10 protein-coding genes are annotated in these 10404 nt (G+C 68.9%); 5 read left to right on the plus strand and 5 right to left on the minus strand.

The window, feature by feature from the left end; genetic code table 11:
- Positions 1 to 206: 206 nt before the first annotated feature.
- The 5 genes from C1J00_RS30025 to C1J00_RS30045 form a co-directional block, all read right to left on the minus strand.
- A complete protein-coding gene (locus tag C1J00_RS30025) occupies positions 207 to 629 on the minus strand; it encodes a hypothetical protein (RefSeq protein WP_102912136.1) in 423 nt (140 codons plus the stop codon).
- Positions 629 to 1171, minus strand: coding sequence for a hypothetical protein (locus tag C1J00_RS30030; RefSeq protein WP_102912137.1), 543 nt, complete (start codon positions 1169 to 1171; stop codon positions 629 to 631). The genes C1J00_RS30025 and C1J00_RS30030 overlap by 1 nt, the downstream gene beginning before the upstream one ends.
- A gap of 83 nt (positions 1172 to 1254) precedes the next feature.
- A complete protein-coding gene (locus tag C1J00_RS47710) occupies positions 1255 to 2982 on the minus strand; it encodes a coiled-coil domain-containing protein (RefSeq protein ID WP_146046281.1) in 1728 nt (575 codons plus the stop codon).
- Positions 2983 to 3038: 56 nt separating this feature from the next.
- Complete coding sequence (locus C1J00_RS30040) at positions 3039 to 3470, minus strand: hypothetical protein (RefSeq protein ID WP_102912139.1); 432 nt, start codon at positions 3468 to 3470, stop codon at positions 3039 to 3041.
- Between the two features lie 85 nt (positions 3471 to 3555).
- Positions 3556 to 3942 carry a hypothetical protein gene (locus tag C1J00_RS30045; RefSeq protein ID WP_102912140.1) on the minus strand — a complete coding sequence of 129 codons (387 nt, stop codon included), beginning with the start codon at positions 3940 to 3942 and terminating at the stop codon, positions 3556 to 3558.
- Between the two features lie 464 nt (positions 3943 to 4406).
- Here C1J00_RS30045 and C1J00_RS30050 point away from each other — a divergent pair, with 464 nt between their 5' ends.
- The 5 genes from C1J00_RS30050 to C1J00_RS30070 all read left to right on the plus strand — a co-directional run bounded on the left by C1J00_RS30050 (position 4407) and on the right by C1J00_RS30070 (position 10155).
- On the plus strand, positions 4407 to 5330 hold the full coding sequence (locus C1J00_RS30050; protein ID WP_245936562.1) for a sigma-70 family RNA polymerase sigma factor: 924 nt from the start codon (positions 4407 to 4409) through the stop codon (positions 5328 to 5330).
- Between the two features lies 1 nt (position 5331).
- Entirely contained in the window at positions 5332 to 6165 is an 834-nt protein-coding gene (locus tag C1J00_RS30055) for an integrase (protein WP_102912141.1), read from the plus strand.
- Positions 6166 to 6892: 727 nt separating this feature from the next.
- Positions 6893 to 8176: a hypothetical protein gene (locus tag C1J00_RS30060; protein ID WP_102912142.1), complete on the plus strand. Its 1284-nt coding sequence runs from the start codon at positions 6893 to 6895 to the stop codon at positions 8174 to 8176.
- Positions 8177 to 8270: 94 nt separating this feature from the next.
- On the plus strand, positions 8271 to 9731 hold the full coding sequence (locus tag C1J00_RS30065; RefSeq protein ID WP_102912143.1) for a replicative DNA helicase: 1461 nt from the start codon (positions 8271 to 8273) through the stop codon (positions 9729 to 9731).
- Positions 9732 to 9750: 19 nt separating this feature from the next.
- The gene (locus C1J00_RS30070) at positions 9751 to 10155 is read left to right on the plus strand and encodes a hypothetical protein (RefSeq protein ID WP_102912144.1); all 405 of its coding nucleotides are present in this window, start codon (positions 9751 to 9753) and stop codon (positions 10153 to 10155) included.
- Positions 10156 to 10404: the final 249 nt, after the last annotated feature.

Raw genomic sequence — 10404 nt, forward strand, 5'->3', positions numbered from 1 at the left:
CCCATCCGGTCACTGTCTGTCAAGTAGGAGATTCCGTGGACGACGACAGGAATGTGAGCACATTCCTGTCGTCGTCCACGGAATCTCCTACTTGACAGACAGTGACCGGATGGGGGACCCTCGCGCGCCCGCGCGCCCGCGCTCCCGCGCGCCCGCCTTGGGGGCCCCATCCGGGCCGCCCGTCGCGGTGATGGTGATGGTGATGGTTACTGCGCGTAGTGCTGGGCGTAGTTCTCCAGGAAGCGGCACAGGATGTTCCAGGCCTCTTCGTCGCCCTGCCGTTCGGCTTTCGCGGCGATCGAGCGCGCCTTGTCCCACCAGATCGAGGCCCGGGCGCCCGGGGTGCGGGCAGCCGCCACCCGGTCGCCGAAGTGCTTGTTCTGGTTGGCCAGGCTGCGGCTGTTCTCGTCGGGCCGCGGGCCGTGCTGCTGGCAGTAGCTCTCCAGGAACTGCACCAGCGCCTCCCAGACCTCCGCATTTCCGCGTTCTTCCTGGTCAGTTGCGGTTCGCTTGGCGCTTTCCCACCAGGAGGCGGCCAGCCCCCGAGTGCCGCGAGCGACCTGCTCCGCCTGCCGGGCCGACCAGTGCGAGGTCTGGTTGGCCCGGCTGCGCTCAGCGGAGGGGAGCATCAACCCGCCTTATGGAACAGGTCGTTGATGCCCCGGATCGGGCCGGACTGGGCCGGAGCAGGCCCCTTACCAGCGGTTTCGCCGCTGTCCTCGTCCTCCGAGCCGCTCGGCGCCATGTTCGACGCCGTCTTGTGCAGCGACTTGGAGGCCAGGGCGCCGGCGGCCTGCCTGCGGTTCAGCTTGGCCTCCGCCTTGTCCCGGCGCTGCTGGGGCAGCGCGGCGACCAGAGCGACGTGGTCGGCGTAGGCGACGCGCAGTTCCTCGGCGGCCGCGGCCGCGTCCCTCTGCGTCTTGACCAGCTTCTTCCAGGGCTTGAGGACCCTCCGGGCCCGGCTGGCCCGCTGCCAGGAGCCCAGCATCCCCGTGCGGTCGCCCTCAACGTGCTGCGAGCGCAGTGCCGTCTGGAAGGTGGCCAGCCCCCGCTCGTACGTGGCGAGGTCGATGTTGTGCACGCCCTGTCGGTCGAGCGTCCAGGTGCTCAGCACCTTCAGGTTCAGCAGGGGTGTGAGGTCCTGGGATTCCACGGTGTTGATCTCAGTCACGAGTGACTCCTTCTCGGGGTGGAGCCCGCCGTCTGTCGGGGGCAGAAAGCGGGCTCGGGCCCGCGGCGGTACGGACCGCACCGTCAGGCGCTGACGGCGCGGATCTGGTTGCGAACCCACTCGGGGTCGAGGCCGCCGAACTCGGCGGCGAGAGCGGTAGGCGAAGGCTTCTCGCCCGCCGCGATGATCGCGGTAGCGCGGTCCCGCACGGCCTGCCGCTGCGCGGCTGTAGGCCGGTCGCCGGGGCCCTTACCGCCACGGGGGCGGCCGCCGCTACCGGTGCGGGAAGTGCCACCGGTAGAACCCGAGTTACCGCTACCGGTAGACCCGGCTTTACCGGTCGGCTTACCGGTACCGGTAGAAGCCCGGTTACCGGTCGGCTTACCGGTACCGGTAGAGCCGTTACCGGTGCCGCCCGCGGACGCCCCGGCGGGGGAGCCACCGGCCGGGTTACCGGACGCGGCGGGTGCGGGGGCGGGCTCGTCGTGGCCGTCCTCCAGGAGGCGGTGGACGCGCCACACGATGGCGATCACGATGATCACCGCGACGACGATCAGCCAGACGCTCGGGTGTGCCTTGCCGTGGACCACGTCCATGCCAACGCCGGTCATGTCGGCCACGTGATACGTGATGTTCGTGGCCGCCATGAGCCCGAGAGCGAACGGCACGTCGCGCTTCGTACGGAACGCGGTGATGGCGTACACGTCCAGGCCCACCGGCAGGGCCCAGGCCGCGTCTCCGATCGGGGTATCGCCCAGTCCGACGAGCCGGGCGAACTGCCACTCGCCCGACGCCGTCAGCAGGATCACCGCCGTCAGGGCGACCCAGATACTGGCCTCCTTGACGACCTCCGCCCGGCTGCGGCTGCGGTCCAGCTTCGCCGCGCGCTGCTCAGCGAGTTGACGCTGTTCCCGCGCGGTCGCCAGTTCGCGGCCGATCTCCGAGCGGGTCTCCTTGGCTTCCTTCAGGGTCTGGTCGGCCTCGCGGCGGATGTCTGCGACCGCCGCCCGGGCCCGGTCCTCCTCCTCCCTGCGCAGGCGCAGGGCATCGGCGGCCGCCCGTTCGCCGAGCTGTCCGGCCTCCCGCTCTGCCTGAGCCCGGATCGCCTCGGCATCGTCCTCGGCCTCTCGGCGGACCTTCTCCTTCAGCTCCGCCAACTCGCTCTCGATCTGCCCCCGCCGCGCGGCGAGTTCCTCGTCGAGTTCGAGCAGGGCACGCCGGCGGCGAAGGTCCGTCTCGGTCTCGACGGCCGCGCGGGCCGCCTTGACCTCACTCGCCTGCTCCTGCGCCTCACCCAGGATCCGGGCCGCGTCCGCCAGCGCGTTGCGGTAGGCGGCCTCGGCCGATGCCTGGCGCAGTTCCGCGAGCTTGTTCGCCCGCTGTTCCGCATCGGCGAGCAAGGCCTGCGCCCGTTCCTCGGCCGTCTTCACGGTGTCCTTGGCCGAACGGGCCGCTTGGGCACGGACCTTGTCCGCATCCTCCTGAGCTGTGCGACGGTCGACGGCCGCCGCATGGCGGATGGCATCGGCCTGTTCCTCAGCGGTCCGGATCAGTGCCGCGGCCTCGGCGGCCGCCGCCTTCCGGGCCGCACCGAGGATGTCGGCCGCCATGTCCCGCATATCGGCAGCCCGGTCGTGCAGATCTGCGATGCGGGGGTCCGCCTCATCGTGCACCAGCGGAGCGGCCACCTTGGCGGCCGCCGTCTCCGGAGTGCGCTGCGCGGGCGGGGTCTGGGCGGTCGACTTCCGGGTCCTTCCCCGGGGCGTCGACGACCTCGGCTTACTGCGGGTGGCTGTTCCACGGCCCGCCACGTCAACTCCTTTCGTACTCAGGTGACCACCGGGGGAAGTGGCCACCGGGCGGTCCGTCAGCCCCGGGTCAGGCGGGGAAGTCGCCCGGCGAAGCGGTCGAACCAGGTGACGAACGACCGACTCACCCGCTCCGCCTTCAGCCGGAAGAGCAGGTCACCCTCCCGGCCAAGACGGGCTTCAGCCTTGGCGAGCGGACCGGTGACCAGTTCGCCCAGGCGCTCGTCGAGGTCGGCGACCTCCGAGAACCCCAGGACCTCCAGCAGCTCGATCGCCGCGTACAGCGCGAAGCCGTAGGCGAGGAGCGCAACCACCTCCGTGCGGCGGCGGGCCTTGTCGGTGAAGCCGCCGATCGGGCCGTGGGCCCGGGCGATCTCGGCGTGGGTCTCGTACGACTCCCAGGCGGCGACGTTCCACTTGACGACGTCGACCTGACGCCGGAAGACGTCGAGGGAGTGGGCCTTGTTCCTGACCAGCGTGTTCGTGCTCATGCGTTGACCACCTCTCCGCCCATCAGCAGGGCGTCTCGTACGAGTCGGATCTGCCGGGGAGCGACGTCCCCGAGAGGGAACGGGCTCACAGCAGGCCGGAGGGGTCGGCGTCGCCGGTGCCGGTCAGCACCGCGAGCTCCGCCGGGGTGACCCAGCCGAACGGGATGAGCACGGTGAGGGTGACCGTGCGCTGGCACATCGAGCCCTTGACGATGAGCTGGCCGGTGGGGAGGGCCCCGGGGCGGGCCTCGTCCAGCGACTCCAGCAGCGCCGGCAGGACCTGCACCGCGTCCGGCGTGACGGTGATGGTGGCCAGGATCTTCGACGGCGCCACCGTGAACTCGACGCGGACCCCGAGACGGGCCAGACCCTGAACCGCCTCGAACAGGGGGAACGCGTCGGCGACCGCGTCCTGAAGCTCCTCGGCGACACCGGTGGACTTCAGGGGCAGGTCGGAGGGCATGATGGTCATGCGGATCAGCTCCTATCTGGGTGGATCCGTGGACCCCCGGCACGTATGGCGCTGCAACGCCGTGCTGGGGGTCGCGCCGTACTTGGGGTCGGCGCGGTAGGCGAGCGGGAATCGAACCCGGCGGAGCCCTGCCAAACGGGCTCGCCCTTCATGACCTCGGCTTTTGGGATGCTGCCGGGCCCCCTCGGTAGAGGAGAGCCCGGCAGCTCAAGCCCGAATCGCATCAGTTGGCACGCTGTTGAGTTCTCAAGAAGCGAGCAGCCAGCCAGCTTCAGCCCCGGGGGACCTGGTTCTGACGCCGCCAAGTGGGCGCTCGAAGTGCAGGTATAGCCAACGCAACGCCACGATTTAGCGCCCTAAACCGATCGCGTACCGAAACCATAGGGCGTCATTCCGCAAGGAGTCAACCACCTTGAACAGATGCCGTTTAGTGCGGTAAACATGAGTCACGAAGGGAGGCACTGATGGAGAAGGCACAGCGCGACACCGCTCCGCTGCCCGGGCTACAGGACCAGCTCGACGCAGCATTCGACGTCGCCTTGTCGCAGCTCAAGGAGCTGGCAGACCCTCTACAGAGGGCCAAGATCGCCCATGGACTCGTCGGCAGGGTGCAGGAGTACGGCAACGAGTTCCAGGCGGTGCGCAACGAAGCGATGAACGAGACCCTGCGAGTCGGAAAGCTGAACAGCACCCAACTGGCGGCAGAGCTCGGCATCAGCAAGGGACGAGTGAGTCAACTCGCGAAGGGCGCCCCTCCAGAACGCCTGTTCCTTGGCTCGGGCAAGGTCATCGTCGCCCTCGCCGAGAAGTTGGAGCACGGCAAGCTGGATAACGGCCGCGACAAGCGGGTTCAAGGCCCCGTGATCGCCACGGAGGACTTCCAAACCTACGAACATCTGCGGGAGCTGGCCGAAGAGGTCGGCCTGGAGATCACCTTCGAGCGCATCCCGCTCGGGGGCAACGTGCGACTCAACCGCAACAACCTCGTCGTCATCTGCGGCCCTCGGCTGTCGCCGCTGATCGAGCAGATTCTCGAAGGTGACCCTCACCTGCGATTCGACAAGGACGACGACGGTTGGTACCTGACGGACCGCAAGACCGGCGAGGTCTACCGGTCACCGATGGACCACGGCGGCAACAGTGACGTCGCATACTTCGGTCGGCTCCCGCGCCCCGACGGTCAAGGCACGTTCCTCTACATCGCCGGTATCCACGCCCGCGGTTCCGGCGGAGTCGTTCACTGGCTCAACAACGAGCTGGTCAACGTGCACAGGGAGTTGAAGGCCAAGCGCTTCTCGACCCTCATCGCCAGTACGTTCGACCCTGACACGCTGGAGATCACCTCCAGCAAGCGCATCACGCCGTTCTACCGCCCGGAAGGGGCCTGACGTGCAGGTATCCATGGCATCGACCCCAGGTGCGGGAGCCGCGAACGAGGACACGGCCCACGTGAGCCCCACCGGGGTCGTCGTGCTGGACGGCCTGTCTGCTCCGAAGGATCTGCCCATGGGATGCGTGCACGGCACCCCATGGTTCGTCCGGCAACTCGGGACCAACCTGATCAACCTGATCGGCGACGAAGAGGTCTCCCTTCGCGAAGCTCTACGTCGTGCCATCGCTGCGGTCAATGACCTGCACCGCGACACCTGTGCGCTAGACCAGGAGGCCGTGCCCGCCTCTACCGTGGTGATGATCCGTGAGCGGGGCCACTCCCTCGACTATCTGGTGCTCTCCGACAACGTCTTGGTGCTCGACCTTGGAACCGCCGGCATCAAGACGATCGTCGACAAGCGCGTGGAGGAGACCGCAGCGGAAGAGATGCAGGCAGCTCTTCAGGGGCCGACCGGCACTCCGGAGCACGCGGCCCGCGTGTCAAAGCTCGTCTCTGCCCAGCGCCACCTTCGCAACACGCCCGGTGGCTACTGGGTTGCAGCCACCAATCCGACAGCAGCGGATGAGGCAATCACCGGATCCGTTGAACTCGCACGCGTACGGCAAGCCGCTCTGCTCACCGACGGAGCGAGCCGTCTCGTCGACTCTTTCGGGATCCTCACCTGGGCCGACCTCCTCACGCTCTTGCGCACCGAGGGCCCCGCAGCGTTGATCGCTCGGACCCGTGAGGCTGAACTTTCTGACCCCACCGGTGAGCGATGGCCCCGGTTCAAGCGCTCTGACGACGCCACCGCCGCATACGTCACGATCTGGCAGTCGGGGCTGGCATGAGCAGGGAAGATGCCCAGCGACACTCCGAAATGGAGCGTGTGCCCCCGAAGCCCTCGCCGAAGGAGGAGAATGCGCCACGGCACAGGCTTCTCCCCAGCAACTTCAGGAAGCACTGCACCAAGCGGTCGCCGATTGTGGTGGTCGGTACCGCACTGATCCGAGTAGCCGCAGCAGCGCGGTGAAACCAACGGAACCAGAGAGGCACCACAGCATGGCCAGGACCCGGCACACACCCGTACACAAGCGGGCGCCACGCCCGAAAACGCCTTCGCCTCTGCGTCGGATGCGTTGCAAGATCGCAGGATGGCAATTCCCGCCCGCGAAGACCATCGACGGTTGCGGTTTGAGCAGCGCTCCGCAGCCAGCTCGCGCTCCATGAAACGACGATGGCCGCCCTGCCTGCCAGCAGAACGGCCATCTCGGTCGACGACTCTCAGCCCTCCAGAAGCCTGAGTCGTAGGTCGGCGTGACGCCGGGGCCCGAGCCCTGCCAGGCCCGAGGTCACCAACCCCAGGATAGAGCGAGCACTGGCCGGCACGCAGCAGCGTGTCCCAGGTCGACTCATCCTTTTCCGTCACTTGCCGGTCTGCGGCTCCCTAAACCACTCGTAGGGGAGACCCCGCACCATGTTCCACATCCGCCATTCGACACGAAGCGTCGCCGCACCGACTCAGTCGGTCGCAAGCGCCGACGCCATCGTCGTCCAGGCCGCCGAGGCGGTGGCCCGATGATGCGCCAGCTGCGCGCCGAGGACGACCCCGCCGGCGAGGCCGAGTTCGAGTTCACCGGCACCATCACCGACTACTGGAGCTACACCCAGGTCCGCGACTACGTGATGCTCATGCCGGGGATGACGCACACGGCTTTCAGGTTCTACATGATCCTGCGCTCGATGGTGATCGAGGCCTCCCGGCGGCCGCGCAGTGGCATGCGGCGCATGACGATCGACCAGATGTGCTGGCTGCTCCCGGGACCGGACGACAAGCCGCTGTCCGTGTCGGCGATGTACGTGGTGCTGAGGACCCTGGAGGACCGCGAACTGGTCCTGCCTCACGACACGCTCGAAGTCGAGGGTGCGTCGAAGCTCAAGGGCAAGCAGAAGGCCGCCATGGGCATCGCCCGGGGCTTCAGGGTCATGGACCTCCCGCCCTCGGCCCGTTACACGGGCTGGCGCAACGCGTGGGACAAGCTCGACGCCTACCGGCCTGACTGGCGGGAGAACCCGCCGCAGCCGCCGACCCACCTCACCGAGACGATGACGGAGCCGAACGGCCAGGCCGTGGCCCGCGTGCGGCTGCTCGGCCCGGACGGGGAGCCGTTCCAGAAAACTGGAACAGCGCTGGTGGAGGCCGCTGACGGCGCCTCATTCCAGAAAACTGGAACAGCTTTCCAGAATTCTGGAACAGTGGTCCAGAATTCTGGAACGGATCTGGCTCTGACCAGCGGAAATGATCACCCTCTAAGAAGCTCTCTCTCAGAAGCCTCTCTCTCTGGTGCCCCGGGTGCCCCAGCGGCATCCGCCGTACCAGCGGAGGAGGTGACGGAGGAGAGAGAGATGTCGGCTTCGCCGGAAAAGACCACCCCCGCCCCTGCCGCTGCTGCGAAGTCCCAGAACGGCGAACCGGCCCGGGCTGTGGCGGAGACCTTCGCCGTGCAGTGGAAGCAGGCACGAGGCACCCGGCCCAACCGCCGCCAGGTGGCCGCTGTGGCCGCCGACGCCGCGGAGGCCCTCGAGGATGGCGACTCGGCGGAGTGGCTGACCGAGTCCGTGATCCCGTTCATGGTCACCAGTGGCTATCTCGACCTCGGCCGGGCGAAGACGCACCCGAAGTGCCCGGCGCCGCGCGGCGCGACGCTTCCCGGCCAGCGCCCTTCGGTGCCGGACTGGTGCGGCGAGTGCAACGACGGTGCGCGCCCCGCTACCGCCGCCGAGCGGTTCCGCAAGGTCGACGGCCGCCTCGTGCGGTGCCCCGAGTGCCACCCCGGCGCCCGTCAGCCCGCCGCGGTCTGACCCTCACTCTCTGATCCGACGCACGCAAACGGCGGCCGCTCCCGCGAAGAACCGGCCGCCGTTGAGACCCCAACCCACGAAGGAAGAGATCCGTATGTCCAGTCTGACACCACAGGGCCCGAACGGCGAAGGCAGCCTGTTCGAGGGCGAGCCGGTGCTTCCGGCGCAGCAGCGCCCGGAGGTGCCCGAGACCTTCCGTGGCGAGGGCCCGTCCGGTGACAAGTTCTTCGACCGGCTGCCGCCGCAGGACCTGGAGGCGGAGCAGGCCGTCCTGGGCGGGATGCTGCTGTCCCGACAGGCGATCACCGATGTGGTCGAGGTGCTCAGCGGCCGGGAGCTCTACCGCCCGGCGCACGAGACGATCTTCCGGGCCATCGTCGAGCTGTACGGCAAGGGCGAGCCCGCCGACCCGATCACGGTCGCCGCCGCGCTCACCGCGAGCGGCGAGATCAACAAGATCGGCGGCGCGTCCTACCTCCACACCCTCGTGCAGATGGTGCCGACGGCGGCGAACGCCGCGTATTACGCCGAGATCGTGCGCGGCAAGTGGAAGCTGCGGGTGGCCGTCGAGGCGGGCACCCGGGTCGCAGCCATGGGCTACGACCCGACGCTCGAACCCGAAGAGGTCATCGAGGGCGCGGCCAGCGAACTCCTCGCGATGCAGGCGCAGTTCGACACGGGCAAGGACCCCGCCGGGTGGGACACCCCGATGGAGGAGCTCGTCGAGGAGTGGGAGGACGACCAGGCCGCCGGCGTGAACCCCGGCCTGCCGATGCCGTACGCCGACCTTCAGATGATGCTGGCCACGGTGCCCGGCCATCTGGTGGTGTTCGCGGGCCGTCCGGGCATGGGCAAGTCGGTGACGCTGCTGGACTTGATGCGTCACCTGGCGATCGTCCACGGGCGTCCGGCCGCGTTCGTGTCGCTGGAGATGGCCCGCCGCCAGATCATGAACCGGCTGATCGCCGCCGAGGCGGAGATCGGGCAGCACTTCGTGCGCACCCGTTCCATGGACAAGGAGAACTGGGCCAAGTACGACCGGGTCCGCCAGCGGATCGTGGACTCGCCGCTGCGGCTGATCGTCCCGCCGGGCGGCATCACCGTGCCGCAGATCCGCTCGAACCTGCGGCGCTGGCAGATCGAGGACCGGCTTCCGGCCGCCCTGGCGATCGACTACCTCCAGATCATCAAGCCGGACGGCACCAGCCGGGGCGGGAACCGGACCAACGAGGTCGACGCCATCGCCCGCGGGCTGAAGGAACTGGCCCTGGAGTTCGACATCCCGGTGTTCGCGGCCGCCCAGCTCTCGCGCCAGACCACGGGCCGCGACAGCAAGGTGCCGCAGCTGTCCGACCTTCGCGAGTCGGGCGAGATCGAGCAGGCCGCCGACGCCGTCGTGCTGCTGCACCGCGAGGACTACTACGACCCGGAGAGCCCGCGGGCGGGCGAGATCGACCTCATGGTCGCGAAGAACCGTGAGGGGTCGACGGGCATCGTGACGTGCGCGTTCCAGGGAAGGTTCAGCCGGATCAAGGACATGGGCATCGAGGCCTGACGGAAGGGAACCGAACATCATGCTCAACGCCGACAGCGTGACCAGCCGCTACATCCCCGTAGAGCAGGCCCAGGAGATCGCCGTGGCCTGGAACGGCGTCTACCCGGCCATGCGCCGGGTCCTGGACGCCGTTATCAAGGCCCAGCGCGGGGCGGAACGCTGCACCGTCAACCTGCCCCGGCTCGAACGCGCCCGCCGCGAGCTCGGGCAGCTCGACCGGGGCACCTACCGCGGCTGCACCCGCAGCCCGGCCGCCTTCAGCCTCTCCGGATCGCTCAGCAACGTGCGCGAGGTGCTGGAGGTGACCTCCGTGGGAACCCCGGAGCTCGGCGACATGTACCGGCTCGCCGCCCTGCTGGCCGACGCCAACGTGCAGTGCGCCCGCCGGTTCGCGGCGGAGCAGGAGGCGGCCCGCTCGGCGTAGGCCGAACAGCACACCCCCGCAGGGGCTCGGCGAGATGCGCATCTCGCCGGGCCCCTGTGCCGTTCCCGGCCACGGGCGGGAACGGCGAAGGCCGACGGCGGGTGCCGGCCGGAGGCGGCCGCGGGAAAGACCCGACGGGCAGCGGACGGCGGGGACCTGCGGCGTACGGGGGCGGCGGCATCCCGCCGGGGCTTACATGGCCAGCCGTCACCCGGCCGGCGGGCATCGCTGTTGTGCACGTACCCAGGG

The organism is Streptomyces cahuitamycinicus, from assembly GCF_002891435.1.
Lineage (GTDB): Bacteria > Actinomycetota > Actinomycetes > Streptomycetales > Streptomycetaceae > Streptomyces > Streptomyces cahuitamycinicus.

Excerpts from the sequence above, each read along its gene's own strand:
- C1J00_RS30025 (WP_102912136.1), bottom strand. The coding sequence starts at position 629 with ATGCTCCCCTCCGCTGAGCGCAGCCGGGCCAACCAGACCTCGCACTGG.
- C1J00_RS30040 (WP_102912139.1), bottom strand. The coding sequence starts at position 3,470 with ATGAGCACGAACACGCTGGTCAGGAACAAGGCCCACTCCCTCGACGTC.
- C1J00_RS30045 (WP_102912140.1), bottom strand. The coding sequence starts at position 3,942 with ATGACCATCATGCCCTCCGACCTGCCCCTGAAGTCCACCGGTGTCGCC.
- C1J00_RS30050 (WP_245936562.1), top strand. The coding sequence starts at position 4,407 with ATGGAGAAGGCACAGCGCGACACCGCTCCGCTGCCCGGGCTACAGGAC.
- C1J00_RS30060 (WP_102912142.1), top strand. The coding sequence starts at position 6,893 with ATGATGCGCCAGCTGCGCGCCGAGGACGACCCCGCCGGCGAGGCCGAG.
- C1J00_RS30065 (WP_102912143.1), top strand. The coding sequence starts at position 8,271 with ATGTCCAGTCTGACACCACAGGGCCCGAACGGCGAAGGCAGCCTGTTC.
- C1J00_RS30070 (WP_102912144.1), top strand. The coding sequence starts at position 9,751 with ATGCTCAACGCCGACAGCGTGACCAGCCGCTACATCCCCGTAGAGCAG.